This is a genomic window from Natronomonas gomsonensis, assembly GCF_013391635.1.
Taxonomy (GTDB): Archaea; Halobacteriota; Halobacteria; order Halobacteriales; family Haloarculaceae; genus Natronomonas; species Natronomonas gomsonensis_A.
On the sequence record NZ_JACAWU010000002.1, the window covers coordinates 1326962 to 1353630 of the forward strand.

The following is a 26669-nucleotide window of genomic DNA, read 5'->3' on the forward strand; positions in this document are numbered from 1 at the left end:
ATGGGCGAGTTCCCCGGTGCGAACGCCGACCCGGACGACGCCGATTACGCCGTCGTCGGCGCACCACTCGACGTTTCTACCACGTTTCGCCCCGGAACCCGATTCGGACCCGACCGGGTCCGACGGTTCGCTCGCCCGTTCGATGATTACGACCAGCGAACGGACCAACATTTCTCGGACCTCGTTTTCGATTCGGGCGACGTGTCCCCGTGGGACGACGCCGCCGACTATCTCGACTTCCTTTCGGGCAGCCTCCGTGACCACCACGACGACGGCCGCCTCCCCCTGTTGGTCGGCGGCGAACACACCGTCACCGTCGCCGGACTCCGTGCGGCCGACCCCGACGTGTACGTCTGTCTCGACGCCCACCTCGACCTCTACGAGGCGTATGCGGGCAACGAATACTCACACGCGACGGTGACCCACCACGCCCTCGAAATCGTAGACGAGGCGATTTTACTCGGGGCACGCACCGGCAGCGAGGCCGAGTGGGACCGCGCCGCAGAGTCGGACGTGACCATCGTGACCCCAGAAGAGGTCCCCCAGTGGCGGCCCGACTTCGACGGCGACGCCTACCTGAGTGTCGACATCGACGCCGCCGACCCGGCTTTCGCCCCCGGCACCGGAACGCCGGAACCGTTCGGACTGAGTTCACGAGAGATGCGCGATGTCGTTCGAGCGGTCGCGCCCTCCGCGGTCGGCTTCGACATCGTGGAGGTCAACGACCGCGACGACGGCCAGGCCGGTTCGCTTGCGGCGAAACTGCTCCGAGAGTTGGTCTTCACCCACGCCGACAGTTCGGAGTAACGAAGCCCGCCGCACACGGCGGACCCGAACCCCACGATAGCGCGTTCAAAACTACTATTTCGAGCGCCGACCAGCGGGCGAGTGTATGCCGCCCTCCACGCTCGTGTCCCTCCTCGCGTTGGGAGTCGTCGTCACCGTCCCAATCGTCAGCCTGTATCGTCACTGGGGGCGCTCGGAGCCGCCCGACTGGCCGCAACTCAGACGGGGGTTGGCGCTGAACGCGGCGCTTCTCGTCGGCATCGTCACTCTGGTCGCCGCCACCGGTTCGCCCGCCGACGCCGGCCTCGTCGTCCCGTCGGTCGGGGCGATAGTCGACGGCTTTCTGTTCGGGTTCATCGCCTTCGGCGGGACGATGCTCGTCGTCGCGCTCGTCGCGAAGTTCCGCGGCGGCGTCAGTGCCGACCCGGCCTCGCTCGTCGTCTTCGAGCAACCGCTTCACCGTCGCCTCGCGGTCGCAGCGACGGGTGCGACCGTCGAGGCGCTGTTGTTTTTCGGTGTCGCCATCGAGGCGATTCTCGCCCTGGGCGGCGGCCCCTACGTCGCCGGCGCAATCGCGGCCGCCGGTCTGTTGGCCGTCCGTGCGCGATTCAGTGTCGACAACGCCGTCCAGTGGATTCCCGGCGCGGCCGTCCTGTCGGGAATCGCACTCACCTCGGGAACGGCCGTTCCGGTCCTGTTGGTTCGACTGCTGTACGACGGCCTGACGCTCGCCTCGGGCGACGAGAGCGATTACGTCACGGAGGGCGACGCCTGAGGCGAGCAGGGAATACAAATGCAAGCCGAGTGAGGGTCAGGTATGCAACTCTCGGAGTTCCGCGACCGGCTGAACGACCGACTGAACCACGCCGACTACGGGGGCGTCGACGCCAGCGCCAACGGCCTGCAAGTGGGCAGGGCCGACGGCCGAACCGTCGAGCGTGCCGCCTTCGCCGTCGACGGCGTCGAGGCGACCGCTGAAACGGCTGCCGACGCGGGGGCGGACGTCCTCGTCGTCCACCACGGCATGGTCTGGGGCGGTCTCGACCGAGTGACGGGGCGCGACTACGACCGCGTCGCCGCTTTGGTCGACAACGACCTCGCGCTGTACGTCTCACACCTTCCACTGGACGGCCACGCCGAGTTGGGCAACGCCGCCGGCCTCGCCGAATTCCTCGACTGCGAAATCGTCGAACCGTTCGGCGACTACGGCGGAGTCACCATCGGCCAGCGCGTCCGTGCCGCCGACCCGTACACCGTCTCGGACCTCGAATCCCGACTGTCGGACCTCGACACCGGCGAAGGGTCGGTACGGACGCTGGATTTCGGCCCCGACCGCATCGAGGACATCGCCATCGTCACCGGTTCCGGTACCGACTGGATTCGAGAGGCTGCCGACGCCGGCGTCGACGCCTTAGTTACCGGCGAGGGGAAACAGAAGGCCTACCACGAGGCCTGCGAAGCGGGGCTGAACGTCTTCCTCGCGGGCCACTACGCGACGGAGACGTTCGGCGTTCGCGCCCTCGCCGACCTCGTCGAGGAGTGGGGCGTCGAGACGACGTACGTCGACCACCCGACGGGGTTGTGAGGGCACTCCCACGTCGACGGCATCGGGGTTCAATCGCTTGGGTTCTCCACCAGTACTAAGCCGCCGCCTCGCGTCCGTCCGTGCGTATGAGTGAGGCTCCGAGCGGACAGAACATCGAGGGTGAGGAACCGTCCGCCGAACCCGTCGTCGAAACTGACGAGGCGACGGTCACCGAGAACGCCGAACTCGAACGCACGCTCGGGCTCTCCGGGGGGTTGGCAATCGGTATCGGCACGATGATAGGCGCCGGTATCTTCGTGTTTCCCGGTCTCGCGGCGGGGCGTGCGGGACCCGCGGCGGCGTTGTCCTTTACCATCGGCGCGGTCATCGCGCTGTTGGTCGCGCTCCCGACCTCGGAGTTGGCGACGGCGATGCCGAAATCCGGCGGCGGCTACTACTTCATCTCCCGCGGCCTCGGGGCGCTCGCAGGGTCGGTCGTCGGCCTCTCGCTTTGGCTCGGATTGGTCTTTGCGACGGCGTTTTACCTCGTCGGCTTCGGCTACTACGCCGTCGACGCTCTCGGCTTTCTCGGCATCGCCGTCGGAGAGGGCCTCGTCATCCCGATTGCGCTGCTGTTCGGGTTGGGCTTTACGCTCCTGAACGTCACCGGCACCGAGAACGCGGCGAAACTCCAGAACGGCGTCGTCGCGCTGTTGCTGTCGATTCTCGTCGTCTTTCTCGGATTCGGCATCCTCGACGCCGTCGGCCTCGTCGGCGAACCGACCGCGCCGGAACGGTTCGCTCCCTACGGCCCGTTCCCGATTCTGACGACGGCCGCGCTGGTGTTCACCTCCTATCTCGGGTTCGCACAGGTCGCGACCGTCGCCGGCGAAATGAAAGACCCCGGCCGGAACCTCCCGCTGGCGATGGTCGGGTCGGTAGTCATCGTCGGCGTGTTGTACGTCGTGACCATCTTCGTCGCGACGAGCGCGATCGGGAGCAACGCACTGTCGCTGGCGGGCGAGACCGCGATGGTCGACGTCGGCCGAGAACTCCTCGGTCCGGCCGGGGGCTTCGCAATCATCCTCGGCGGCCTGCTAGCGACGATGTCGAGTGCGAACGCCTCGATTCTCTCGACCTCCCGAGCCGTCTACGCCGTCTCGAAGGACGCGCTGTTGCCGAGTCGAGCGAGTCGTATCAACCTGAAATACGGGACCCCACACGTCGCGTTGGGAATGGCCGGCGGTCCGATTCTCCTCTTGACGGCGACCGGCCGCGTCGAAGTGCTCGCCGAAGTCGCCTCGTTTCTGCACCTCGTCGCCTACGGCCTCATCTGCGTCGCGTTACTCGCACTCAGACGCGACGAACCGGAGTGGTACGACCCCGACTTTCGGGTCCCCGGCTACCCCGCTGTGCCGATAGTCGGCGGCGTCGCGAGTTTCGCGCTCATTCTGTTCATGCAACCGCTCTCACAGATACTCGGCTTCCTCATCATGCTCGGAGCCGCCGGGTGGTACTTCTACTATGCACGCGATGTAACACTCAAGGGGGCACTGTAAGATGACGCGAGTACTCATGCCGCTGGCGGTGCTGGAGAGTGAATCGGTCGCCTACGGACTGATGGACTTACTCGGGACGATGGACGTGACCGTCCTCGGCTATCACGTCCTGCCGGAACAGACCCCGGCCGACCAGGCCCGCGAGCAGTACGAAGAGCGGGCCGTTTCGGGCCTCGAAGACACCGCCGAGGAGTTCCGCAAGGCCGGTGGTGCCGCCGATTACCGACTCGTCTTCACCCACGACCGCCAACAGTCGGTCGAACGCGTCGCCGACGAAGTCGGCGCTCGGGCCTACGCCATCAACGGCGCGACCGGCGACGTAAATCGGTTGCTCGTCCCGCTGAGCGGTGACGTGGCCGTCGACCGCATCCTCGAGTTCGTCGCGGAACTGGTCGGCGGCCGCGACATCGCCGTCACGCTGTTTCTCGCCAGCGAAGCCGACGACGCCGAGGGCCTGCTACAGCGAAGTGCCGAACAGCTTCGAGATGGCGGCCTCGACGTAACGACCGAACGCGTCGTCAGCGACCGCCCCTTCGAGACGCTAATCGAGGCCGTTCCCGACCACGACGCGGTCGTCGTCGGCGAGGCCGCACCGTCGCTGTCGCAGTTCCTGCTGGGCGACGAGTCCGAGCGCCTCGCTGCCGCGTCGGTCGGCCCGGTGTTGGTCGTCCGCCGCGAGACCGAGGGAGACGGCGCCGACGAGTAGTCACCGCGTCGCCGCCTTCCACTCCCGTAGCCCGACGACCGCCCCATCGATGGTTTCGGGGTCGGCTTCCGACGCCGCCCACCAGAACATCGGCGCGACGTCGGCGGGGTCTCGTCCCTGCATCCGGTTCGTCAACTCCGTCTGTACCTGCCCCAAATCGAGGACGCCGACGGCCTGCTCCAGTTCGGCGGCGAACTGTCGGGCGACGGCTTCGGCGGTCGCTTTCGACACCGCGTAGGCGCCGAATCCGGGTTTCGCTTCACGGGCGATGGCACCAGACGGGACGACGACCCGTGCGTCGTCGGTCAGGTGCGGGACGGCCTCGCGAATCGTCGCGAAGACGCCGCGACCGTTGATGCGGAGCGTGTCGTCGAACGACGAGTACGAGGCCTCGGCCAGCGGCGTCTCGCCGGGGGTGCCGTGGTAGACGCCTGCGTTGGCGACGACGAAGTCGATACCACCGCCCTCGCCGGCCCGCGAGGCGGTCTCCATCAGTCGCTCGACGTCGAACTCGTCGCGAACGTCGGCGCGAATTGCCGTCGCCGCCCCACCGTCGGCCTCGATGGCTTCGACGACCGACTCGACGGCGTCTCTATCCCGCGCACACAGCACGACGTGGACGCCTTCTGCTGCGAGCAGTCTCGCGACGGCTTCGCCGACGCCTCGGGACCCACCGGTGACGACTGCAGTGTTCATACCACACAGTCGTACGGCGGCGACAAGGACGTTTCCCAAGCGGCGGTCCGGACGGCCACGGCATTAGCACCGTGCCACCGTTCCCCACGCCCGTTTTATGGGCGGTCCGCCCCTATATCAGATTATGTCCACATCCCGTGAGGTGGTCGTCGTCGGCTCCGGGTTCGGCGGCCTCTCGACCGCGTGTTATCTCGCCGAGGCGGGCTTCGACGTGACGGTCCTCGAGAAGAACGAGCAACTGGGCGGGCGGGCCTCCCGACTGGAAGCCGACGGCTTCCGGTTCGACATGGGCCCGTCGTGGTACCTGATGCCCGACGTCTTCGAGCGGTTCTTCGGCCACTTCGGGAAGGAACCCGAGGATTACTACGACCTCAATCGGCTGGACCCCCACTATCGCATCTTCTTCAAGGACGGCGACACCGCCGAGGTGACCTCCGACCGAGAAGCGATGTACGACCTCTTCGAGTCCTACGAAGAGGGCGCCGGCGACGCCTTAGAGGAGTACCTCGACACCTCCGAGACCCACTACGAGGTGGCGATGGAGCAGTTCGTCTACACCGACCGCCCCCGCCTCCGCGATTGGGTCGACTGGGACGTGATGAAGGCCGCCCCAATCGGCCTGCAGTTGCTCGGGACGATGGACGACTACGTCGCCGACTACTTCGACAACCCGAAACTCCAGCAGATAATGCAGTACACGCTGGTGTTCCTCGGCGGCGCGCCCTCGAACACGCCCGCGCTGTACAACATGATGGGCCACGTCGATTTCAACCTCGGCGTCTACTATCCCGAGGACGGACTGGGGTCGGTCGTCGACGCCTGCGTCGAGTTGGGCGAGGAGTTGGGCGTCGAGTACGTCACCGACGCGGAAGTGACCGAAATCGTCAACCGCAAGCAGGGGTTCGTCGTCGAGTCCGCCGCCGGCGACTTCGAGGTGGACTACGTCGTCAGCGACGCCGACTACGCCCACACCGAACAGGAACTGCTTCCGAAACACGAACGCCAGTACGACGCCGACTACTGGGACGACCGGACCTACGCACCGAGTGCCTTCCTCATGTACATGGGCGTCGAGGGCGACGTGGAGCCACTCGAACACCACACGCTCGTCCTCCCGACCGACTGGGACGGCCATTTCGAGCAGATTTTCGAGGACCCGACCTGGCCCGAAGACCCCGCTTACTACCTCTGTGTCCCCTCGAAAACCGACGACACCGTCGCCCCCGAGGGGCACTCGAACCTCTTTGCGCTCGTCCCCATCGCTCCCGGCCTCGACGACACCGAGGAGGTCCGGACGTGGTACCGCGATGTAATCCTCGACGACATCGCCGAGAACACCGGCGTCGAGTTGCGCGACCGACTGGTCTTCGAGGAGATATTCTCCGTCTCGGAGTTCGCAGACCGCTACAACAGCCAACAGGGGACGGCACTCGGGATGGCACACACCCTGCGACAGACCTCGCTGCTCCGGCCGCCGCACCGCTCTGAGGCCTGTCCGGGACTGTACTTCACCGGCTCGTACACCACTCCCGGCATCGGCGTCCCGATGTGTCTCATCAGCGGCCAACACACCGCCGACGCGCTCATCGAGGACGCCTGACCGGACTCGCCGACCATGACCGACCACGCAATCGACCGTCTGTTGCCGAGCGAGGCGACGCCGAGCGGCTACGTCCTCCGGATGTCGCGGCCCCGCTTTTGGTTCTACCTCGCCGGCCCCGTCATCGTCGGTGTCGCCTACGCCGCCGAGGCGCCGTCGGAGCTGTTCGGCCCGCTCGCCGTCGCCCTGTTCGCGTACTTCCTGTTGCCGGCGAACGTGTTCCTCTACGGCGTCAACGACGTCTTCGACGCCGATATCGACGAGGCGAACCCGAAGAAGGACGACCGCGAAGTCCGCTATCAGGGCGACCGACTGGTGCCCGCCCTCGTCGTGTTGACGGGGCTGGCCGGCCTCCTGTTCCTCCCCACACTTCCGACCGCCGGCGTGGTCGCGATGGTCGGCTTTCTGTTGTTGGCCGTCGAATACAGCGCCCCACCGTTGCGGTTCAAGACAACGCCGTTTCTCGACTCGCTGTCGAACGGCCTCTACGTCCTGCCGGGCGTCGTCGCCTACGCCGCCGTCGCCGGGACGGCACCGCCGCTTGCCGCCGTCGCCGGCGGGTGGCTGTGGGCGATGGGCATGCACACCTTTTCGGCGATTCCCGACATCGAACCGGACCGCGAGGCCGGCATCGAGACGACGGCGACGTTCCTCGGGGAGTCACGAACCTACGCCTACTGTGCGGCCTGCTGGCTCGCCGCGGCCGCCGTCTTCGGGACGGTCCATCCGTTCTTCGCCGCCGTCCTCGGCGTCTATCCCGTCTTCGTCGCCGGCATCGTCGCCGCCGACGTGGCCGTCGACCGCGCTTACTGGTGGTTCCCGTCACTGAACACGGCCGCCGGGATGGTGCTGACGCTCGCGGCACTGTGGGTGATGCTGTATGCGTGAGGCCGTCACCGACTTCGAGATGCCGCCCCGAGGGCACCTCGAGCGCCGTCTCGACGAACTCGTCGACGAGAACCGGTTCACCATCGCCGTCGTCTTCCCGGCGCTCGGGGCGGTGACGCTACTCGCCTCCGCCGAAGGCCTGCTCCCGGAGCCGCTCAGTTTCAATCCCTACTTCCTGTTGTTCGGCGTCGCGGTGATGCGGCTGCCGCTCGTCGCCGGCCTCGCGCCGGTGCTCACCCGAAAGGCCGCCGCCGGCCTCGCCATCCTGTGTGGCTACACCTACGCCATCGAGTACGTCGGCGTCACGACGGGCTTCCCCTACGGCGAGTTCGCCTACGGCGTCGAGTTGGGGCCGATGCTCGGCGGGATTCCCGTGGCGCTGCCGCTGTTTTTCCTCCCGCTCGTCGGCAACGCCTACCTGCTGTGTCTGTTGCTCCTCGGCGACGCCGCCCGACGGGTCGCCCTCCGGGTGCCGGTCGTCGTCGCCGCCGTCATCGGGATGGACCTCGTCCTCGACCCCGCAGCCGTCTCGGTCGGATTCTGGGCCTACGAGGCCGGTGGCCTCTACTACGGCGTCCCGTGGTCGAACTACGCCGGGTGGCTGCTGTCGGCCGTCGTCGCCGTCGTCGTCCTCGATTACGCCCTCGACCGAAACGCCGTCCTCGCTCGGCTGGAGTCTTGTCGGTTCATGCTCGACGACCTCGTGAGTTTCGTCATCTTGTGGGGCGGCATCAACGCCTACTTCGGCAACTGGATTCCCGCGACGCTGGCGGTGGGGTACGGCTACGCCCTGTGGAAAACGGACCGCTTCGACTTCCCGGAGCGATAAGTTATCGCGTCGGGGCGGGTTCGTTCGGCCGGCGCTCGGTACGGTGATCGGCCGCCGACGGGACGGCGCTCACCTTCGAGAACACCGTCTCGGGGTCCTTGCTCCAGAACCAGTGCCATCGGGTGCGTGCGACCAACGAGAGCTTCCGCCACGTCGACAGCGACGGCGTCTCGGTGACGGTGTCGTAGCCCCGCTGTCGCACCAGTCGGTGGTGGTCGGCATAGAGGACGGCTGCCGTCAGGACCGGCAGTTGGCAGTCCCGTGGGAGATACTGGATGCCGGCGACGCCCTCGCGGTACAGCCCTTCCGCGCGCCGGAGTTCGTGTTCGATGGCCGCACCGATTTCGTCGGTGAACCGCCGTGCTTCGATGTCGGCGGGGTCGGCACCGTGTTCGTCCAGTGTCTCTCGGGGGAGATAGATGCGGTCGCGGTCGGCGATGTCCTCGCCCACGTCGCGGATGAAGTTGGTGAGTTGGAACGCCTCGCCGAGCGTCCGGGCGTGTGGAATCGCGGTGTCGGGGTCGTCACACTCCATGATGAGCGTCATCATGACGCCGACGGCGGACGCCGACCCGCGCATGTACGTTTCGAGTTCCTCGTAGGTGTCGTAGCGGGAGGTTTCGATGTCGGCACACATCGCGTCGATGAACACGTCGACCTCCTCGTCGGGAATGTCGTAGGATTCCCGGAGTTCGGAGAACGCCGACAGGACGGGGTCGTCGGTCGGCTCGCGGCCGAGCGCCGCCTCACGAATCTCTTCGAGGCGGCGGCGCTGTTCGTCGGGCGACATTCCCTCGGGATTGTCGACAACCTCGTCGGCGACTCGGAAGAAGGCATACAGCACGTACGTCGCGTGGCGGACCCGCTCGGGCAGCAGCTTCGTCGCGTAGTAGAAGGTCTTCCCAGTCGCTCTGTGGATGGACTTGCTCTCTGCAAGCTGGGTGTCGTCGACCATTCGGTACGTGTTTCATACGGCAGGAACCACCTTATGTGTTTGTACGAGAATTGAAAGAAAGCGGCAGTACGTGTGGGGTTTTGGGGATTCCCCCGGGTTATGCGATTTGGGCTTCGTAGTCCGCTGGTGACAACAGCGCCTCGAGTTCCGATTCGTCCTCGAGGTCGACCTCCAGCATCCAGCCGTCGCCGAAGGGGTCCTCGTTGACGAGTTCGGGCGCGTCGAAGAGGTCCTCGTTGACCGAAACCACCTCACCGGAGACGGGCGCATATAGGTCCGAAACGGCCTTGATGGACTCGATGACGCCGAACTCCTCGTCTTTGTCGACCGACGCGCCGACCTCGGGCAACTCGACGAACACCACGTCACCGAGTTCGTCCTGTGCGAAATCCGTGATGCCGATGTGTGCGGTGTCGCCGTCGCCGCGGACCCACTCGTGGCTCTCCAGATACCGACAGTCGTCTGGTACGTCGAAGCTCATAGGTATCGTATCTGTGGTGGGGAATGTAGTGGTATCGACTCAGCACCGTTCGCGGCCGGAACCGTGCCCGTTATTTTTCGTCGTCCCTGAGGGCCCAGCGTGAACACCCCAAAATCCGACGCCACCGACGAGTCCGACGGCTTGGTGGGGCGCGGATACCGGATTACCGTCGACGAGGGTCGCGAGTCGTTTTTCGCACTCTCCATCGAGGACCCCGACAGCGAGACCGCGTGGCTGATGTCCGACACCGTTCGGTCGCTCGAAGAAATGCGGTAATCAGCGACCGTAAAACGGCAGTTCCTCGACTTCCGCTCGTTTCTCACGACCCCGGACCAACACGTCGAGTTCGGTCCCGGGGTCGGCGTACTCGGTTGGGACGTAACCGAGACCGATGGCGTCGCCCAGCGTCGGACTCATCGTCCCGCTCGTGACGGTGCCGACGACCTCGCCGTCGACGGCAATGTCGTAGCCGTGACGCGCGATACCGCGTTCCTGTAGGCGGAAGCCGATCAGTTTCTCCTCGATTCCCGACTCCGCGGCCGCCGCGAGCGCCTCGCGGCCGACGAACTCCGTATCGAGGTCGACGACGAAGCCGATGTCCGCCTCGTAGGGGTTCCGTGGGTTCTCATCGATGTCGAAGTCCTGTCCGGAGAGCAGAAAGCCCGCCTCCAGTCGAAGCGTATCGCGCGCGCCGAGACCGCAGGGTTGGCAGTCCAACGCCGACCAGACGGCCTCGGAATCGTCGGCGTCGAACAGCAACTCGACGCCGTCCTCGCCGGTGTAGCCCGTCCGAGCGACGAGACAGTGGACGCCCGCCACGTCGCGGAGGGCGACGGTGAACCGCGAGATGTCCTCGGGAGCCTCACACAGCTCGCCGAGCAACGAGAGGGCGTCGGGGCCCTGCAGCGCTATCATGCCGTACTCCGTCGTCGCGTTCTCGACGGTGGCGTCGAGGCCCCACTCCTCGCAATATTCGACCCAGCGGTCGTGGGCGTCCTCGTCGTGGCCCGCGTTGGGGATGAACAGGAACTCCGCGTCGTTGGCCTCGGGTAGGCGATAGACCACGGTGTCGTCGATGATATCGCCGGCCTCGTCGGTGATAGCCGAATACTGGGCGTCGCCGGGGTCGAGCGCCGAAGCGTCGTTGGTCGTCAGACGGTTCATCAGTTCGGTCGAATCGGGGCCGGAGACTTCGATTTCGCCCATATGCGAGACGTCGAACTTGCCCGCGGACTCGCGGACGGCCTCGTGTTCGACGGTGATGGAGTCGAACTCGACGGGCATCTCCCAGCCACCGAACTCGGTCAGTTTCGCCTCCGCCGCGGCGTGCGCCTCGCCGAGCGGCGGCGTTCGAAGGGACATACTCGACTCCTCGTCGGCCGGGGAGTAAGAAGTTCCCCTCGCCGCCGACCAACACCGATTTCACCGCCGGTCGCGGAGAGGCCGTCATGGGACTGCTCGACCGCCTTCGCCCCCGCTCGACCCGCGTCGGTATATTCGTCGACGGGCCGAACGTGTTCCGCGAGGAGTTCGACGTCGACCTCGACGAACTCCGGAACATCGCCCGTGGGGAGGGGACGGTCGCCGTCGCCCGTGTCTACGTCGACGAGAACGCCACCGGCGGGCTGATTCAGGCCGCCGAAGCACGGGGGTTCGAAGTGGTGACGACCAGCGGCGACGTGGACGTGAAACTCGCCGTCGACGCCGTCGAGGCCGCCGTCGCCGAGCAAATCGATACGGTCGTCGTCGTCTCACGGGACACCGACTTCAAGCCGGTCTTGGAGACGGCGTCGAAACGCGGCCTCCGGACGGTCGCCGTCGCGCCCGGGACACACGGCCGTTCGGACGCGCTCCGGAACGCCGCCCACGACGAGATTACGCTGGGGTGAAGCGCCGAACGGGAGCGCACGGCTTTTGGCCGCCCCGCCGCAACGCCTCTCCATGTACGACGGGCCGATTCTCGACAATCACCTCCATCTCGACCCGGTGAACGGCCGCGGCGCCGAGGCCGCCGCGGAGTTCGCCGAGGTCGGCGGCACGCATCTGAACGTCCTGAACAAGCCATCGTGGCACCTCGTCGGCGAGGTCGACGACGCCGAGGGCTTCCGGGAGACGTTCGACCTCACCGTCGAGGTGACCGAAGCGGCCGACGAGATACTCCCCGGGAAAGCGTGGCCCGTTCTCGGGGTCCATCCGGCGTTGATATCCCAGCTCGTCGACCGCGGCTACGACGCCGAGGCGGCCGCGGAGTTGATGAAGACCGGTATCGACGTTGCCGCCGAGTACGTCGCCGAGGGACCGGCGCTGGCCATCAAATCCGGTCGGCCGCACTACGACACCAGCGACGCGGTCTGGGCGGCCTCCAACGACGTGATGCGTCACGCCTTCGCCCGCGGCGCCGAGGTCGGCTGTGCCGTCCAACTGCACACCGAAGGCGGCGAGGAGTTCACGGAAGTGGCCGAGTGGGCCGAAGCCGAGGGGCTGCCCCGCGAGCAGGTGGTCAAACACTACTCGGAGGGCTACGTCGAGGGGCCGATTCCGAGCGTCATCTGCGACAAGGACGAACTCGAGCGGGCCTGTGGCGGCGACTGGCCCTTCTTCATGGAGACGGACTTCATCGACGACCCCGACCGCCCCGGGGCCGTCATGGGGCCGAAGACCGTGCCCAGGCGAACCGAGTGGCTCGCCGAAGAGGGCTACTCCGAGGCGCTGTACCGGGCCCACGTCGAGACCCCTGCGCGAGTGTACGGCGTCGACACCGAGGCAACACTCCAGTAGTCCGTCCTTCACGAGGCCACAAATTTATTCACGTAGCCGGGTGTCCTCTTGAGTGATATGTCGTCCAACATCGATGCTGATAGCCTTCCACTGGTCCCCGGTGCCCTCGCCGGTGTCGCCGCGTGGGTTCTCGGATACGTGTTCACGTATCTGCTGGCTGGTACGGATATCCAGCAATCGAACCTCAATCAGATTATCGAGTTCACTGGCGGTGAATCTGCAACGTACGAACTCGTCGGATGGGTGTTCTACAACGCCCACATGGTGAGCATTACCTACACGAATCTCGGGCCATTCGCTCCGCCAGCGAACTTCATCGGTGGTGAAGACGGGTTCACTGCTCTGCTCTACGTGATTCCTCCGGCCCTACTCATTGCCGCGGGGCTCGCCATCAGTCGGTATCAGGGTGCGACAGAGACAAACGACGGCGCGATTGCCGGCGCACTTGTCGTCCCCGGCTATCTCATAGTGAGCATCGCAGGCACGTTCCTCTTCGAGATTGTTGTCGAGAATGCGACGGGCGGACCGGACCTCATTCCCGCCATCTTCCTTGCTGGTCTCGTATACCCCGTCGTCTTCGGGGCTATCGGTGGCGCTATCGGTGGTGCGACCGCCGAGGACGACTCCAGCGGCCTATAGCTCCCGGGCGACGATTTCGCCCCACGGCTCGAACCCCAACTTCTCGTAGAAGGCGTAGGCCCGTTCGTTGTCCGGGTCCACGTCGAGCAACAGCCTGTCCAGCGGGAGGTCCTGTTCGGTCGCGAGGCCGACGGCGGACTCCAGCAGCGCCTCGGCGACGCCGCTGCCGCGATACGCCGCGTCGAGATACAGTTCGTTGACGACGGCGGCGTCCCAGACGAAGGCGAGTCGCTCGGGAAGGACGAAGACGTAGCCGACCGCCTCGCCGTCGGCGACCACCAACGTCACGCAGCGCTCGTCGTCGGCGACACAGCGGTCGACCCACGCCAGCCACTCGCGTCGGTACTCGTCGGTGAGTTTGGACTCGTAGGTGGCGGCCTTCTCCTCGCCGCCTTCGGCACCGAGTCCGGTCTCGAACGCCCGTTTGAGTTCCCACAGTGCCTCTCGGTCGGTTTCGGGGTCGTACGGCCGGAGGGTCGGCTCCTCAGTCATCGTCCCGTTCCGACGGGAGCGGCGACTGTAGCTTCTTCGCGACGAGCGTGAACGCACCGAGGACGATGAGATACAGCTGCCACCCCTGGACCGCGATGGGCGCCCGTCGGTCGACGGTCTCCGGTTCGGGGTCCGGCGAGGGGTCGACCGGGCTGGAGACGTGGGTGTTCCCGGTCGTCCCGCCCTGTCCGGCATCGACCGACTGCTGGCCCGTCTCGGGGTCGGTCGTCACCTCGATGAACGTCTGGGTGAATCCCTCGGCCGTCGAGAAGAACGCCTCGCCGTCGAGATTGAAGAAGCGGTCCGTAATCGGGTAAAAGAGGTTGATTCCGTCGAGGTGGGCCCAGTCGAAGAGCATGTGTGCGAAGGTGTGGACGAACAGGCCGATCCACACGAGCCGGACGCCGCGGGCACCGAAGCGCTCGCGGAGCCACGACGACTCCCGCGTCGTGTCCCACAACAGGACCGGCACTGCGACGGCGGTGAACACGAGGTTGTGCAACAGCGCCCGGTGGGCGCCGTCGAGGAACCATCCCGCGAACGTGTCGATTTCCGGCGCGAGGACGACCGCGAGGACGAACACGAGCGCCCGCCGGTCGTAGAATTCCCCGAGGAGGCCGACGGCGAGGCAGAACGCGACCGCAGCGTGGACGACGGTCGACGGCATCAGTCACCCCCTCCATCGAGGAGTCGTTTCGCGGGCGCGGCGGCCGCCGCGGTGATGACGACGACGAGTTGCCACCCGGAATCGACGACCCGGAGGCGGCGGGCTACGTCGCCGTCGGCCGCCGCCGAGGGATTGAGCCACGTCTCGACGTGGTGGGTTTCGGTCGTTCCGGGCGAGGCCACTTCTAGCCAGCCGTCGCCCCACTCGACGTACGTCTGGACGACCCCCTCCTGTGTCGAGAGGACGAGTTTGCCCGTAATCGAGTAGTACCGGTCCGACAGCGGGTACAGCGCGGCGGCACTGTCGATGTTGAACAAATCGAGGCCGATGCCGGCGACGGCGTAGGCGGCGACGGCGACCCACGCGACGCGGACGCCGTACCAGCCGTACCGCCGGCGGAGCCACGAGGATTCCCGGCGTTCGGTGTCGTAGTAGAGCGCGACGGCGGCGGCCGCCGGAACGAACGCGGAGTGTAGCAGGGCGTTGGTCACGCCCGGGACGAGGAGGCTGACCGCAGCGTCGAGGTCCGGAACCGCGGCCGCGAGAGCGACGAGGGCCAGCGATCGCCGGTCGAAGACCGGGCCGAGCAGCGCGACACCGATGAGGACGCCGACGGCGACGGTGACGAGAGTCGGCGGCATTGCCGGGGCGTAGTGCTCGGGGGGCTTAACAGTAGTTGCTGTGCGCACACGCCGTTCCCAGCCACCGGGAACTGCCAGCGGTGGATATACGTCAAGCGAGCCTACTTCAAGTATGCTATCCGACGACGTAGCCATCGTCACGGGCGGGTCGATGGGTATCGGGAAGGCCATCGCAGCGGAGTACCTCGAACAGGGCGCGGACGTGGTCGTCGCCGACATCGACGACGATGCCGGGGCGGAAACCGCCGCCGACATCGGGGCCGAGTACAGACACTGCAACGTCCGCGAGTACGAACAAGTCGAGTCGCTGGTGGCGGGCGTCGCCGACGACTACGGACGACTCGACATCATGGTGAACAACGCCGGCGTCGGCAGTGAGTCGAAACTCGAAGCGATGAGCCTCGAGGAGTGGCGCACCGTCATCGAGACGAACCTCGACGGCGTGATGCACGGCGCGAAAGCGGCGCTCCCGTATCTCCTCGAGTCGGAGGGCTGTATCATAAACATCGAATCCATCTACGGACTGCGCGGCGGGAAGGGAGCAGCCGCCTACTCGGCGTCGAAGGGCGGCGTGGTGAACTTCACACAACAGGTCGCCGTCGATTACGCACCCGACAACGTTCGCGTCAACGGCATCTGTCCGGGGTTCGTCCGGACGCCGATGACCGACGAACTCCTCGACGAAGAGCGGTTCTACGAGTTTCTCAAGGCCCGGACGCCGATGGAACGACCGGCCGACCCCGAAGAGATAGCGCCGCTGGCGGCGTTTCTCGCCTCCGACGGGGCGTCATACATTACGGGGGCGAACATCCCGGTCGACGGCGGCTGGACCGCCTTCTGAAGGCCCGCTCCGGCCGTCGTTCACTCGACTTCGATGTCGACTTCGTGTGCGTCCTCGGCGGCTACCTTCGGCAGCGTAACGGTCAGCGTACCGTTCTTCATGGTGGCTGTCACGCCATCGGCATCGACGTCGCCCGGGAGCCGAACCGACCGGTTCACCGATTCGCGTCGGCGTTCGCGCCGGACGTACCGGCCCTCGGATTCCGCTTCGGTCGTTTCCTCGTGGTCGGCGTCGATACGGAGCGTGTGGTCCGTCACCTGAACGTCGACCTCGTCACTGTCGAATCCCGGTAGGTCGGCGGTCACGACGAACGTCTCGTCGTGTTCGACGATATCGACGGCCATCCGAGAGACCCCGAGTGACAGCCGACTGAACGGTTCGGCTGTCCCCAGTTCTCTCGACGTGTCGTCGAACTGCTCGCTCAGCTGGTTGAAGAAGCGTTCCAACTCGGTGAATGGGTTGATTCGTGTCGTCATCGTCTCCCGAACGAAGATTGGCCGTCTGGCGACATGTAGCCGAACGCCCGTTCCCAGGGAGTGAGAACACTCACTCCGGTTCGAAGATGTCCTCGATAGCGCAGTCGAAGTGCTCGGCGAGGGCGAAGGCCAACTCCAGGGATGGGTCGTACCGTTCCCGTTCGATGGCGTTGATTGTCTGTCTGGTCACGTCGACGGCTGCCGCGAGGTCCGCCTGGCTCTCGTCGCGGTCGGCGCGGCGCTCCTTGAGGTCGTTTTTCATCGGTATCGGTGGTAGCCGAGCGCGAGCAGGTAGACGGCGTAGACGGCGGCAGTCGCGAAGGCGACGGCGGTGCTGGCCGGCCCCCACGAAAATTGCCCGGTCGCCGACAGCGCGACCAGCGAGGGGTAGACGATGGCCGACAGCCAGCCGAACAGCGTCAGCGTCGTCCCGGCGGCCTTTCGGGCGATTTCGTCGTCGCGTTCGTCGAACAGCCGCACGTCCGTGACGGCCGGCAGCGAGAACACCGTCACGAGCCCGAGGGCGTAGACGGCGATGCCGACGAACGGTACCTCGAAGACCACCCCGAAAGCGAGGGCGAACGCGGCAAGCAGGGTGAGTCCGAACGTCGTGCGTCTGTACGTCGTGGGGTCGAACCGTATCGTTGTGGTGGAGTTCATCGTCGAAGTATCAAGAGCGGATGCGAACCACGATGGAGGCGAGCATGTAGACGCCGAACATCGCGGCGTAGCCGTACAGTGCGCCGAGGGCGAGTGACGGTACCTCGTAGCCGGCATCGAGGGCCGCCGGGAGTGCCGGGCCAACGAGTATCAACACCGCACCGACGGCGCCGAAAGTGGCCCTCATTGCCTCGGCTTCCAGTGCCTCGTGTCGTTCGTCGTACAGCGTGACCGAACTGCCCTTCCAGACGCCGAGGAATCCGAGGAAGCCGACCCAGTAGATACCGAGGGCTGCCAGCGGTGCGTCTACTCGAAGGCCGGCGATGTAGCCGACGAACCCGACGGCCAGAAACCCGTACATCGCGATTCGATACCGGCGTGGACTGGAGGAGCGATTCGTCGTTGGGGACGTGTTCGCTGTCATGGGTGGAGGGTGTAAAGCATCACTTCCGTAAAGCTCGCTTTACAGTAAAGTGTACTTTACACACCCACTTAATTCCTTCGGGCAGCCTTATGCCCCGCCGTCTACTCCCTCAGGGCATGCGCGACCCACGGGAGGAACTCGCCGAGCGCATCGCCGGCGAGGTGACGCTCTCAGAAGAGCCCGGCGCGACCATACGGAAGTGGCGCGAGGAGTTCGACGTGGCACAGACGACGCTCGCCGACGAACTCGAAGTCTCGGCGTCGGTCGTCTCCGACTACGAGAGCGGCCGCCGGGAGAACCCGGGAATCGGTATCGTTCGACGAGTCGTCGAGGGCCTGCTCGCCGTCGACGAGCGTCGCGGCGGCGACCGCGTCCGCCAACACGCCCGCGTCATCTCCGCTGGCTTCGAATCCGACGTGGTGTACGACCTCCGGGAGTACCCCGTAACGGTGCCGACCGACCGACTGTACGGCGCCATCGACGCCGAGGAGGTCGTCGCCGGCCGGGCCGACACCGTCGCTGGCCACACCGTCATCAACAGCGTCGAAGCCATCAAACGCCTCTCCAGCGAGGAGTTCTACCGCCTGTACGGCCAGTCGACGAACCGCGCGCTCGTGTTCACGAACGTCACGCGCGGGGAGTCGCCGCTGGTCGCACTGCGGGTGGTCACGCCGACACCGTCGGCGGTCGTCCTTCACGGTCTCAATGAGGAGAATCTCTGGGAGCACGCGCCGGCACTCGCGCAAGCCGACGGCGTCTCGCTTGCGACGACGACGAAACCGCTCGAAGAACTGCTCGATTCCCTGCGGGAGTTCCCCTAGTCGTCGGTCGAGGAGGGAACCGCCGTCTGGCCCGCGTCGTCGTCGCTGTCAGCGCCGGCATCGGCCGTCTCGGCCGTCTCTGCACCGACGGTCGACTCGGCGGCCACCTCATCGGCGTCGGCTTCGGCCTCCTCGTCCGCCTCGGCCCGCGGGAAGTTGTCGATAGTCGCCGCCCGGAACGCTTCCTCGTCGAAGGTGTAGTCGCCGTCGAGGAACTCGACGACCTGTTCGGTGTCGCGCATCGCGTTCTTCAGACACGTCGAGGCGCCCGGCGACGGCGTGATGTTGAAGATGATATCCTCCTCGACGAGTTTTGCCTCGCCCATGTCGAGGGATTTCCGCTCGGTATCGACGATCTGCGGGCGGACGCCGCCGTAACCCTCCGCGCGTTCGATGTCGGAGAGTTCGACGCCGGGGACGACCTTCTGGACGTTCGGCAGGAACGCGCGCTTGCCGACCTCCGGGATGTCGTAGACCAGGTTCCGGAGCACGTACGGCAACAGGACGCGGTCCGAGAGGATGTTCGCGTAACTCAACGCCGAGGCCGGTCGGAGTCCGAACACGTCGAAGAAATCGCTCACCGTCGAGATGCGGCCGCGTTCGAGCGTCGGGACCAACTTCGCCGTCGGGCCGAACCGCGTGACGCCGTCGTCGTGAACGTCGGCGTCGCCGTGGACCGCGGCGAAGGGCAGTTTCTTCATCTGGAGGGTGTACACCTTCCCGTTCAGGAGGTCGTCGGCGAGGAAGAAACTCCCCGCGACCGGCAAAAGCGAGAGGTGTTCGCCGTAGCCCATCTCCTGGGCGAACTGGAGGCTGTGTGAACCGGCGGCGACGACCGTCGCCTCGGATTCGAACCAGCCGTCGTCGGTCTCGACGAGGAAGCCCTCGTCGGTCTCGTTGATGTCCTCGACTTCGGTGCCGGTGTAGACGTCGACGCCGGCCTCCTCGCGAGCGGCCTCGACGAACGACTTCGTCGTCTGCCCGTAGTCGACGGTGTAGCCGTCCGGCGTCTGGAGGGCGAGCATCTCCTTGTCGGGGTCCCGACCCTCGACGACGGCCGGTTCGAGGTCCGCAATCTCGTCGCGCCCGATGGCACGCAGTTTCGGATACAGGTCGCCGAAGCCCTCCTCGTGGTAGCGTTCTTCGAGTTCCTCGACCTCCTCGTCGCCGACGGCCAGCACCATCTTGCTCCGCTTGCTGTACATCTCCCGGTCGGGGTCGACCGCCTCGAGATACCCCGCGAGCAGCTCGGCGCCCTCCTTTACCTCCTCGGCCTTCTCGAGGGTGTAGTTGGTCTCGATGTCCCCGAAGTGAAGCGTCTGGGAGTTGTTGGTGTGATGGGAGTTGATGGCCGCGAGGTCCTCCTCCTTTTCGAGAAGCGCGACGCGCTCTACGTCCGTGAACTTCGAGACGGTGTATAGCAACGATGCCCCGCTGATTCCGCCGCCGACGATGAGTAAGTCGTATTCTTCTGGCATAGGTGGTCCTCGTGTTGGTCGTTGTCGTTTAGGTCGAGTGAGGTCTCCCACTTAATCCTCCCCGTACGTCCCTGCGCATGCGTGTGATTTTCACACACTAACCGAGCGTGCGCGGAGGGCCGCATCTATACAACCACGGCGGTCGTACGACCACTATGGATTTCACGACCGTCCAAGGCGTCGAGGTCCCCGCCGTGGGCCTCGGGACGTGGCGACTCACCGGCGAGAGTTGTCGAGAGGCGGTCCACACCGCCCTCGACGTCGGCTACCGCCACATCGACACCGCACAGGCCTACGGCAACGAACGGCAGGTCGGAAACGCCCTCCGGGACAGCAGCGTCGACCGCGAGGAGGTGTTCCTCGCGACGAAACTGGAGACGAAGAATCGGGGCTACGACGACGTGCTCCGCTCGACCGAGGAGAGCCTCGCGAAACTCGGCACCGACTACGTCGATTTGCTGTTGATTCACCACCCAAACCTCACCACGCCGCTTCGGGACACCCTCGCGGCGATGAACGAACTCGTCGACTCGGGGCGGGTCCGACACCTCGGCGTCTCTAACTTCGACGTCGACGGCCTCGACAACGCCCGCCGACTCTCCGAACACGGGGTTCTCACGAATCAGGTCCAGTACAACCCCTACTGGAGCCAGGGCGAACTGCTCGATTACTGCCGGATTCACGACGTGCTGTTGACGGCGTACTCGCCGCTCGCTCACGGCGGTGTCCTCGAGGACCCTGTGCTCGCAGAAATCGGCGCACGACACGACAAATCGCCTGCACAGGTGGCGATTCGCTGGCTCCTCCAACAGCCGAACGTCGCCACCGTGCCGAAGGCGACGAGTCGCGACCACCTCGAAGCGAACCTCGACGTGTTCGACTTCGAACTCACCGACGCGGAGATGGGCCGCATCCGCCAGCCCTCGAAACTCCGGGCGCTGTCGGGGATGGTGAAGTCGCGACTCCGGGAGTTGGCGTAGCCGCAAAAGTGCGTTCGGTCGCTACTCGACGAGAACGGCGTTGACCTGACCGTCTTGGCCGGGTCGGGAGGTGACGCGGGCGCGTCCCTCGGAGGTCTCGATGATGGCGCCCTTCGTGATGATATTCCGTCGGACGTAGTTGGGGTTCGAGGGGTTCTCGACGACGTCCTCGATGTCGGCGGCGACGGCGCCGTCGTCGGTGGCGACGCTGGCGACGGTCTTGGCGATGGCGCGAACCTTCGTGTTGCCGCCGTGTGTCTCGGCGACTTTCAGTTTCTCCTCGCCGACACGGGTCTCCGTCGGGGAGGAACCCATCTCGTGTTTGCGCTTCTTGCGAACGGCGCGGCGTCGGCCGCCCGTCCGTTTCTTCGTGGACCGCGCGTGGCTCTTCATACCCTATCGGTGCCCTGCCGCGTACTTGAACCCCTCGGCTTGGCCTCGGTGAACGAGCCGACGGCTGCTCACTCAGCGAAAGAAAGAACGAATCTCGGGGTCAGTCGTCGGCGGGAGCGGCCGAATCGCCGGCCGAAACGCCGGTTCCGGGGCCGATGTCGATGTCCAACTCCTCGAGTTTCTCGTCCGGGACGACGCCGTCGACCCAGCCGCGAACCTCGTAGTACTCCGCTTTGAGCTCGTCGAGTTCGACCAGACTGCCCTCGACGCCGCCCTGTCCGGGGACGGCGTCCTCGTGGCCCTCGACGAACCGACCCGGCAGGTCGTCGTCAGACCCGTCGAAGCCGTTGAGGTTGTTGTAGTACCGCTCGAGGGTGTAGATGCGCTCGCCGGCCTGCATCAACTCCTCCTCACCGACATCCCGGCCCGTCATGCCGTTGTACTGCATGACGTACTCCTCGATGCCCTCGGCGAAGGCGTTGAACTTGCAGATGTCGAACGAATCCGAAATCGAGTGCATGTCCTGGAACAGCACCGTCAACTCGCCCTTTCCTTCCCACTCGACGGGGTCGACCTTCTCGGGAATCCCCAGAATCTCCGCGGCCGGCGTGTAGCCGCGCAGGTGACACGCACCGCGGTTGGAGGTGGCGTACGCGATAGCCATCCCCTTCATACAGCGCGGGTCGTAGGCCGCCATCGTCTGACCCTTCACGGCGAGGGTGTTGTCGTGGGCGTCCCGTCGCTCGGCGACGCGGCGCGGTCCCTCGGCCAGGAGGTCCGGCAGGCCCTCCTCGCGGTTGGCGATGCGGCCAATCATCTCGACGATGGCCTCGGAGTCGCCCCAGTCGATGGTCTCGAGGTCGTCGAGTTTGCCCTCCTCGGACATCTCCATCGCCATCGCCATCATATTGCCCGCCTCGATGGTGTCCATGCCGTAGTCGTTACAGCGCTGGAGCATCAGCGCGATCTCGTCGCGGTCGGTGTGCCCGGAGTTCGGCCCGAGTGCCCACGCCGATTCGTACTCGTAGGACTCGGTGCGGACGTTCAGCTCCTCGCCTTTGTGCATCACGTCGACTTCGACTTCCTTCTTGCAGGCGACCGGACAGGAGTGACACGTCGGTTCGTCGACGAGGATGTTCTCCCGGACGTTCTCGCCGGAGACCTTCTCGGAGTCGAATCCGGGGCCACCGTAACCGTCGTTTCGGGCGTCGGCTGTCGAGGTGTACTTGCCGTTCTTCGACGGCAGGCCGGACATCTCCTCGGTGGCGTTCATCAGGACGTTCGTCCCGTACAGCGAGAGGCCGCCCTCGTTGGGCGCGGTCACGTCGGATTCGGTGATGACCTCCATCGCCTGTTTGTGGCCCTTCTTGAACGTCTCGGGGTCGGCCGGTTTCGGCATCTTCGTCGAGGACTTGACGACGACCGCCTTGAGGTTCTTCGACCCCATCACACAGCCGGTGCCGCCGCGACCGGAGGCCCGGTCGTCCTCGTTCATGATGCAGGCGTACTTGACGCCGTTCTCGCCGGCCTGCCCGATGGCCATCGTCGAGAGGTTCTTGCCGTACGACCCCTCGACCTCGTCTTCGAGTTCATCCATCGTCTCGTGGACGCCCCAACCCCACATATGGGAGGCGTCCCGGAGTTCGACCTCGCCGTCCTCGACGACGGCGTATACGGGCGAGTCGGCCTTCCCCTCGAACAGCAGGCCGTCGAAGCCGGCCCATTTGAGACGGGCGCCGGACCACCCGCCGTGGTGGGAGTCCGTAACCGTTCCCGTCAACGGTGATTTGGTACAGATGGCGATGCGGCCGCTCATCGTCACCTGCGTGCCCGTCAGCGGGCCGTTCATGAACGCAAGCAGGTTCTCCGGTCCCTCGGGGTCGACGTCCGGTCCCTGTTCGAAGACGTACTTGACACCCAGTCCGCGTGCGCCGATGTACTTCTCCGCGTCCTCTTGGTCGATGCTCTCGTAGTCGACGCTCCCCTCCGAGAGGTCGACCCGAGCTACGTTGTCGTGGAAACCGCCTAAGTCTGTCATAGTAACGTGTTACACTTGCTAGTAGTTCGCAACCGGTGTAATACTTGCCACGAGGACATAACCACAACTGGTTACGGTAATTACACACCGTGGTTCCGGACAGCGTTTCCGGGGGAGTATTTTGTCAGTCGGGGTCCGACGGTGGGTATGGCCGCGCTGGTGGAGTGGTACGTCTTCGGTGTCGTCCTCCTGTTCGTCGCGGTGTTTGCCGCCGCCGGGTACTACGAGGCCGAATCCGGCGGCGACCCCATCGAGCAACGGACCGGTACGCCGACGACGTGGTACATGACGGCGGGCTTTTTCGGCGTCGTCGCGGCCGGCGTCATCGCCCTGTACGGCTCGCTCCCCGAGGGGTTCGGCGGTCGGGGAGATGCCTTGGTCCTGTTTGTAAACGTCGCCCCGCTCGTCGTCGGCTGTGGCGCCCTCGCTATCGCCGTCGACAACGGCCTCGTCGCCCTCCGATTGGTGCGCGCGGAAGCGGCCAACACTGGTGGCATCGCCCGCCGAGCGGGGACGAAACGAATCGCAGTTACGGGGCTCGTCGACGAGACGTCCGGAACGTCGCCCGTGTTCGGCCGGGAGGCGGCCTGTTGGACGTGGTCGCTCGAACTCGGCTGGGAGGACCGCGACATCGGCTGGCAGACCGACCAGGTCGGCTCCGGCGGCGCTCCGTTCATCCTCGACGACGGCACGGGGCCGGTGACCGTCGACCCCCGAAGGGCGCACATCGAGTTGTACGGCGGCCGCAGTCACGTGTACGACGCCGACGAGGCCCAACCCGGCGAGATCGGCTCGAACCTCCGGTCGTCCATCGGCGGAGACCGATACAGATACGAGGAGGCCGTCGCCGCCGAGGGCCGAGAACTGACCGTCCTCGGCGAGGTCGATACGGGCGGAACGCTCGACGCCGAACGAGTCATCGACGCCGGCACGGACGACGTGAGGCTGCGTTACGCCGGCCGGAGCGGGTCTCTCGCCGTCGGCGGCGTCCTCGCGGTGTATCTCGGCGTCCGCCTGACCGCCGGCTACTTCGGAACGCCACTACCCATTTGAGTCGGACCGGGTCGTTGAAGTCCGCCGACGAACACCTACCGCCGTGACCACTTCGTTGCCACCCGCACCGCGCTCGTTGCGGTACTTCGGCGTGTTCGCGTGTGCCGCCGTCATCCTCTATGCGTCCGTGTTGGACCCCGGCGAGGGCACTCCGGAGAGGCTGTTCGGCATCGGCGTGACGGTGTATCTCCACGTCGTCGCCTACGCGGGCTTTGCCGGCGCAGTCGGCTACGCCCTGTTGGCCACTGACCGACGGGCGCTTCTCATCGCGGCCACGGCCTCAATGCTGTACGGCGCCGGCATCGAAGTCGTACAAAGCTTTCTCGCCTACCGGACCATGAGTGCCTTCGACGTGGCGGTGAACGCTGGCGGTGCGACCATCGGAGCGGCGCTGTGGTGGCTGGCGGCGCCGTGGTTCGGTGCCGAGCGATAGCCCCGCGCCACAGACGACACCGCTTTAGGCGCGCGTCGGCTACGCCCGCCAATGAGTCAGCCGAGTCCCGACGCACACGAGCAGGGTCGGGGAATGGACGCACACAACGAGGTGATGCGGGAGATTCGAGGCCGCAACGACGCGACCTACGACCCCACGGAGCCGACGCGGGTGTGGCTCGACGAGGACAACACCCCCGACGGCGTCGTCCAGTCGCTCACTATCATTCTCAACACCGGCGGCTGTCGGTGGGCACGCGCCGGTGGGTGTACGATGTGTGGCTACGTCGCCGAGAGCGTCGAAGGAGGCAGCGTCGGCCACGAGAACCTGATGACCCAAATCCAGCACTGTCTGGACCACGAGGCCGAAAACGCCGACGGAGAGACGGCCGATCTCATCAAGATCTACACCTCCGGGTCGTTCCTCGACGAGCGGGAAGTGCCCGCCGAGACCCGCCGAGCCATCGCCGAAACGTTCGGCGACCGCGACCGCATCGTCGTCGAGTCTCTCCCCGATTTCGTCGACCGCGAGAAGTTGGGCGATTTCACCGAACAGGACTTGGAAACCGACGTGGCCGTCGGCCTCGAAACCGCAACCGACCGCGTCCGCCACGACGCCGTCAACAAGTACTTCGACTTCTCGGAGTTCGAGGACGCCTGCGAGGAGGCGCGAGCAGCGGGAGCGGGCGTGAAGGCGTATCTCCTGATGAAGCCGCCGTTCCTCGCCGAACCCGACGCCGTCGAGGACATGAAACGCTCGATTCGCCGCTGTGCCGCCGTCGAGGGCTGTCACACCGTCTCCATGAACCCCTGTAACGTCCAGCGCTACACCATGGTCGAGGAACTGTTCCACGACGGCGGCTACCGGCCGCCGTGGCTGTGGTCGGTGTGTGACGTGCTGGAGTCGACCGCCGATGTAGATGCCATCGTCGTCTCCGACCCAGTCGGCCACGGGTCGGACCGCGGCCCGCACAACTGCGGGGAGTGTGACGACCTCGTCCAGCGCGCTATCAAGGACTTCGACCTCCGGCAGGACCCCTCGGTGTTCGATGAAGTGTCCTGTGAGTGTGAGGCGACCTGGGAGTACGTGATGCGCGAGGAGACGACGTACAACCAGCCGCTGGTCCGGTAGTTACTGAAAGCCGAGAAGGACGCCCTGGCCGTCCGTCGGGCCGATGTCGGGCAGCGACGCCCGCTCGGGGTGGGGCATCAACACTGCGACGTTGTCGTCGGCGCCGAGGACGCCCGCGACGTTCTCTTTCGACCCGTTCGGATTGGCCTCGTCGGTGACGTTGCCGTCGGCGTCGCAGTACCGGAACAGCACCCGGTCCTCGTCGTTCAGCGTTTCGAGGTGGTCGTCGGGGAGTTCGAAGCGGCCCTCGCCGTGAGCGATGGGAACCTCGATGACATCGCCTTCCTCGAAGGCCTCGGTCCACGGCGTCTCGGCGTTCTCGACGCGCAGGTAGACGGGTTCACACTGGAACCGCGCGCTCCGGTTGGTCGTGAACGCGCCGGGGGTCAACCCACCCTCGGAGCCGATTTGGGCGCCGTTGCAGACGCCGAGGACGGGCGTCCCCTCTTCGGCCGCCGCCCGGATTTCGTCCATGATGGGCGCTCGGGCGGCCATCGCGCCAGCCCGCAGGTAGTCGCCGTAGGAGAATCCCCCCGGGATGACGATGCCCGACGTGTCCGCCGGGAGGCCGTCGTCGTGCCAGACGATTTCGGCGTCGATGCCGAGATGCTCCAGCGCACGGAGGGCGTCGCGGTCGCAGTTCGACCCGCCGAATCGGACGATGGCGACGGTCACAGCGACCACCTCGTGTGGGAGCAG

Annotated in this window: 33 protein-coding genes; 18 read left to right on the forward strand and 15 right to left on the reverse strand. The window is 65.9% G+C overall.

The features are described from left to right. The 5 genes from HWX69_RS15360 (at position 1) to HWX69_RS15380 (ending at position 4576) form a co-directional block, all read left to right on the forward strand. Positions 1 to 807: an arginase family protein gene (locus tag HWX69_RS15360; RefSeq protein WP_178917925.1), complete on the forward strand. Its 807-nt coding sequence runs from the start codon at positions 1 to 3 to the stop codon at positions 805 to 807. 85 nt (positions 808 to 892) lie between these two features. Continuing rightward, positions 893 to 1561 (forward strand): hypothetical protein, encoded by a 669-nt coding sequence (locus HWX69_RS15365; protein ID WP_178917926.1) that lies wholly within the window; start codon positions 893 to 895, stop codon positions 1559 to 1561. A gap of 42 nt (positions 1562 to 1603) precedes the next feature. Continuing rightward, positions 1604 to 2371: a Nif3-like dinuclear metal center hexameric protein gene (locus HWX69_RS15370; protein WP_178917927.1), complete on the forward strand. Its 768-nt coding sequence runs from the start codon at positions 1604 to 1606 to the stop codon at positions 2369 to 2371. Positions 2372 to 2457: 86 nt separating this feature from the next. After that, complete coding sequence (locus HWX69_RS15375) at positions 2458 to 3870, forward strand: APC family permease (protein ID WP_178917928.1); 1413 nt, start codon at positions 2458 to 2460, stop codon at positions 3868 to 3870. Between the two features lies 1 nt (position 3871). After that, positions 3872 to 4576 carry a universal stress protein gene (locus tag HWX69_RS15380; RefSeq protein WP_178917929.1) on the forward strand — a complete coding sequence of 235 codons (705 nt, stop codon included), beginning with the start codon at positions 3872 to 3874 and terminating at the stop codon, positions 4574 to 4576. Here HWX69_RS15380 and HWX69_RS15385 read toward each other — a convergent pair whose 3' ends face one another. Next, the gene (locus tag HWX69_RS15385; protein ID WP_178917930.1) at positions 4577 to 5272 is read right to left on the reverse strand and encodes an SDR family NAD(P)-dependent oxidoreductase; all 696 of its coding nucleotides are present in this window, start codon (positions 5270 to 5272) and stop codon (positions 4577 to 4579) included. A 124-nt stretch (positions 5273 to 5396) separates the two neighbouring features. On the opposite strand from HWX69_RS15385, the gene HWX69_RS15390 reads away from it, so the two are divergent. The 3 genes from HWX69_RS15390 to cruF are packed head-to-tail and all read left to right on the forward strand — an operon-like array spanning position 5397 to position 8589. Continuing rightward, positions 5397 to 6872, forward strand: coding sequence for a phytoene desaturase family protein (locus HWX69_RS15390; RefSeq protein ID WP_178917931.1), 1476 nt, complete (start codon positions 5397 to 5399; stop codon positions 6870 to 6872). Positions 6873 to 6887: 15 nt separating this feature from the next. Beyond that, the gene (locus HWX69_RS15395; RefSeq protein WP_178917932.1) at positions 6888 to 7760 is read left to right on the forward strand and encodes a prenyltransferase; all 873 of its coding nucleotides are present in this window, start codon (positions 6888 to 6890) and stop codon (positions 7758 to 7760) included. After that, positions 7753 to 8589, forward strand: a complete 837-nt coding sequence (cruF, locus tag HWX69_RS15400) for a bisanhydrobacterioruberin hydratase (RefSeq protein ID WP_178917933.1) — start codon at positions 7753 to 7755, stop codon at positions 8587 to 8589. The genes HWX69_RS15395 and cruF overlap by 8 nt, the downstream gene beginning before the upstream one ends. A gap of 1 nt (position 8590) precedes the next feature. On the opposite strand, the gene HWX69_RS15405 is transcribed toward cruF, so the two are convergent. Then, entirely contained in the window at positions 8591 to 9544 is a 954-nt protein-coding gene (locus tag HWX69_RS15405) for a phytoene/squalene synthase family protein (protein WP_178917934.1), read from the reverse strand. Positions 9545 to 9641: 97 nt separating this feature from the next. Beyond that, positions 9642 to 10025, reverse strand: a complete 384-nt coding sequence (gcvH, locus tag HWX69_RS15410; RefSeq protein ID WP_178917935.1) for a glycine cleavage system protein GcvH — start codon at positions 10023 to 10025, stop codon at positions 9642 to 9644. A gap of 99 nt (positions 10026 to 10124) precedes the next feature. Here gcvH and HWX69_RS15415 point away from each other — a divergent pair, with 99 nt between their 5' ends. Continuing rightward, positions 10125 to 10301 (forward strand): hypothetical protein, encoded by a 177-nt coding sequence (locus HWX69_RS15415; protein ID WP_178917936.1) that lies wholly within the window; start codon positions 10125 to 10127, stop codon positions 10299 to 10301. Here HWX69_RS15415 and gcvT read toward each other — a convergent pair whose 3' ends face one another. Then, on the reverse strand, positions 10302 to 11387 hold the full coding sequence (gene gcvT / locus HWX69_RS15420) for a glycine cleavage system aminomethyltransferase GcvT (protein ID WP_178917937.1): 1086 nt from the start codon (positions 11385 to 11387) through the stop codon (positions 10302 to 10304). 86 nt (positions 11388 to 11473) lie between these two features. On the opposite strand from gcvT, the gene HWX69_RS15425 reads away from it, so the two are divergent. Genes HWX69_RS15425 through HWX69_RS15435 form a run of 3 tightly spaced genes read left to right on the forward strand, consistent with a single transcriptional unit; the run spans position 11474 to position 13442 of the window. After that, the gene (locus HWX69_RS15425) at positions 11474 to 11914 is read left to right on the forward strand and encodes an NYN domain-containing protein (protein ID WP_178917938.1); all 441 of its coding nucleotides are present in this window, start codon (positions 11474 to 11476) and stop codon (positions 11912 to 11914) included. Between the two features lie 52 nt (positions 11915 to 11966). Beyond that, positions 11967 to 12803, forward strand: coding sequence for a TatD family hydrolase (locus HWX69_RS15430; RefSeq protein ID WP_178917939.1), 837 nt, complete (start codon positions 11967 to 11969; stop codon positions 12801 to 12803). A gap of 57 nt (positions 12804 to 12860) precedes the next feature. Next, positions 12861 to 13442, forward strand: a complete 582-nt coding sequence (locus tag HWX69_RS15435) for a hypothetical protein (RefSeq protein ID WP_178917940.1) — start codon at positions 12861 to 12863, stop codon at positions 13440 to 13442. Here the strand turns inward: HWX69_RS15435 and HWX69_RS15440 are convergent. The 3 genes from HWX69_RS15440 to HWX69_RS15450 are packed head-to-tail and all read right to left on the reverse strand — an operon-like array spanning position 13437 to position 15242. Further along, positions 13437 to 13934 carry a GNAT family N-acetyltransferase gene (locus HWX69_RS15440; RefSeq protein ID WP_178917941.1) on the reverse strand — a complete coding sequence of 166 codons (498 nt, stop codon included), beginning with the start codon at positions 13932 to 13934 and terminating at the stop codon, positions 13437 to 13439. The two genes, HWX69_RS15435 and HWX69_RS15440, sit on opposite strands and share 6 nt — an antisense overlap. Further along, positions 13927 to 14601, reverse strand: coding sequence for a metal-dependent hydrolase (locus tag HWX69_RS15445; RefSeq protein ID WP_178917942.1), 675 nt, complete (start codon positions 14599 to 14601; stop codon positions 13927 to 13929). The genes HWX69_RS15440 and HWX69_RS15445 overlap by 8 nt, the downstream gene beginning before the upstream one ends. Beyond that, positions 14601 to 15242 (reverse strand): metal-dependent hydrolase, encoded by a 642-nt coding sequence (locus HWX69_RS15450; protein ID WP_178917943.1) that lies wholly within the window; start codon positions 15240 to 15242, stop codon positions 14601 to 14603. The genes HWX69_RS15445 and HWX69_RS15450 overlap by 1 nt, the downstream gene beginning before the upstream one ends. A 112-nt stretch (positions 15243 to 15354) precedes the next feature. Here HWX69_RS15450 and budC point away from each other — a divergent pair, with 112 nt between their 5' ends. Continuing rightward, positions 15355 to 16083 (forward strand): meso-2,3-butanediol dehydrogenase, encoded by a 729-nt coding sequence (budC, locus tag HWX69_RS15455; protein WP_178917944.1) that lies wholly within the window; start codon positions 15355 to 15357, stop codon positions 16081 to 16083. Positions 16084 to 16103: 20 nt separating this feature from the next. On the opposite strand, the gene HWX69_RS15460 is transcribed toward budC, so the two are convergent. From HWX69_RS15460 to HWX69_RS15475, 4 genes are all read right to left on the reverse strand, one after another. Next, a complete protein-coding gene (locus HWX69_RS15460) occupies positions 16104 to 16559 on the reverse strand; it encodes an Hsp20/alpha crystallin family protein (protein ID WP_178917945.1) in 456 nt (151 codons plus the stop codon). Between the two features lie 70 nt (positions 16560 to 16629). After that, on the reverse strand, positions 16630 to 16821 hold the full coding sequence (locus tag HWX69_RS15465) for a helix-turn-helix transcriptional regulator (protein WP_178917946.1): 192 nt from the start codon (positions 16819 to 16821) through the stop codon (positions 16630 to 16632). Further along, the gene (locus HWX69_RS15470; protein ID WP_178917947.1) at positions 16818 to 17219 is read right to left on the reverse strand and encodes a DUF2178 domain-containing protein; all 402 of its coding nucleotides are present in this window, start codon (positions 17217 to 17219) and stop codon (positions 16818 to 16820) included. Before HWX69_RS15470 ends, HWX69_RS15465 begins: the two co-directional genes overlap by 4 nt. 10 nt (positions 17220 to 17229) lie before the next feature. Continuing rightward, positions 17230 to 17643, reverse strand: coding sequence for a hypothetical protein (locus HWX69_RS15475; RefSeq protein WP_178917948.1), 414 nt, complete (start codon positions 17641 to 17643; stop codon positions 17230 to 17232). A gap of 116 nt (positions 17644 to 17759) precedes the next feature. Here HWX69_RS15475 and HWX69_RS15480 point away from each other — a divergent pair, with 116 nt between their 5' ends. Then, entirely contained in the window at positions 17760 to 18464 is a 705-nt protein-coding gene (locus HWX69_RS15480) for a helix-turn-helix domain-containing protein (RefSeq protein ID WP_178917949.1), read from the forward strand. Here HWX69_RS15480 and HWX69_RS15485 read toward each other — a convergent pair. Further along, on the reverse strand, positions 18461 to 19942 hold the full coding sequence (locus HWX69_RS15485) for an FAD-dependent oxidoreductase (protein ID WP_178917950.1): 1482 nt from the start codon (positions 19940 to 19942) through the stop codon (positions 18461 to 18463). The genes HWX69_RS15480 and HWX69_RS15485 overlap by 4 nt on opposite strands. 155 nt (positions 19943 to 20097) lie before the next feature. Between HWX69_RS15485 and HWX69_RS15490 the strand changes: the two genes are divergently transcribed. Then, the gene (locus HWX69_RS15490) at positions 20098 to 20922 is read left to right on the forward strand and encodes an aldo/keto reductase (protein ID WP_178917951.1); all 825 of its coding nucleotides are present in this window, start codon (positions 20098 to 20100) and stop codon (positions 20920 to 20922) included. Positions 20923 to 20943: 21 nt separating this feature from the next. Here the strand turns inward: HWX69_RS15490 and HWX69_RS15495 are convergent, their stop codons facing one another. Together HWX69_RS15495 and HWX69_RS15500 are read right to left on the reverse strand one after the other, a co-directional pair. Next, entirely contained in the window at positions 20944 to 21315 is a 372-nt protein-coding gene (locus tag HWX69_RS15495) for a 30S ribosomal protein S8e (RefSeq protein WP_156710258.1), read from the reverse strand. 100 nt (positions 21316 to 21415) lie between these two features. Continuing rightward, on the reverse strand, positions 21416 to 23353 hold the full coding sequence (locus HWX69_RS15500; RefSeq protein WP_178917952.1) for an aldehyde ferredoxin oxidoreductase family protein: 1938 nt from the start codon (positions 23351 to 23353) through the stop codon (positions 21416 to 21418). Between the two features lie 147 nt (positions 23354 to 23500). On the opposite strand from HWX69_RS15500, the gene HWX69_RS15505 reads away from it, so the two are divergent. Genes HWX69_RS15505 through HWX69_RS15515 form a run of 3 tightly spaced genes read left to right on the forward strand, consistent with a single transcriptional unit; the run spans position 23501 to position 25970 of the window. Further along, on the forward strand, positions 23501 to 24406 hold the full coding sequence (locus HWX69_RS15505; protein WP_178917953.1) for a GIDE domain-containing protein: 906 nt from the start codon (positions 23501 to 23503) through the stop codon (positions 24404 to 24406). 43 nt (positions 24407 to 24449) lie between these two features. After that, positions 24450 to 24839, forward strand: coding sequence for a VanZ family protein (locus HWX69_RS18315; RefSeq protein WP_178917954.1), 390 nt, complete (start codon positions 24450 to 24452; stop codon positions 24837 to 24839). Positions 24840 to 24890: 51 nt separating this feature from the next. Continuing rightward, on the forward strand, positions 24891 to 25970 hold the full coding sequence (locus tag HWX69_RS15515; RefSeq protein WP_178917955.1) for an archaeosine biosynthesis radical SAM protein RaSEA: 1080 nt from the start codon (positions 24891 to 24893) through the stop codon (positions 25968 to 25970). Here HWX69_RS15515 and purQ read toward each other — a convergent pair whose 3' ends face one another. Further along, the gene (gene purQ / locus HWX69_RS15520) at positions 25971 to 26645 is read right to left on the reverse strand and encodes a phosphoribosylformylglycinamidine synthase I (RefSeq protein WP_178917956.1); all 675 of its coding nucleotides are present in this window, start codon (positions 26643 to 26645) and stop codon (positions 25971 to 25973) included. Positions 26646 to 26669: the final 24 nt, after the last annotated feature.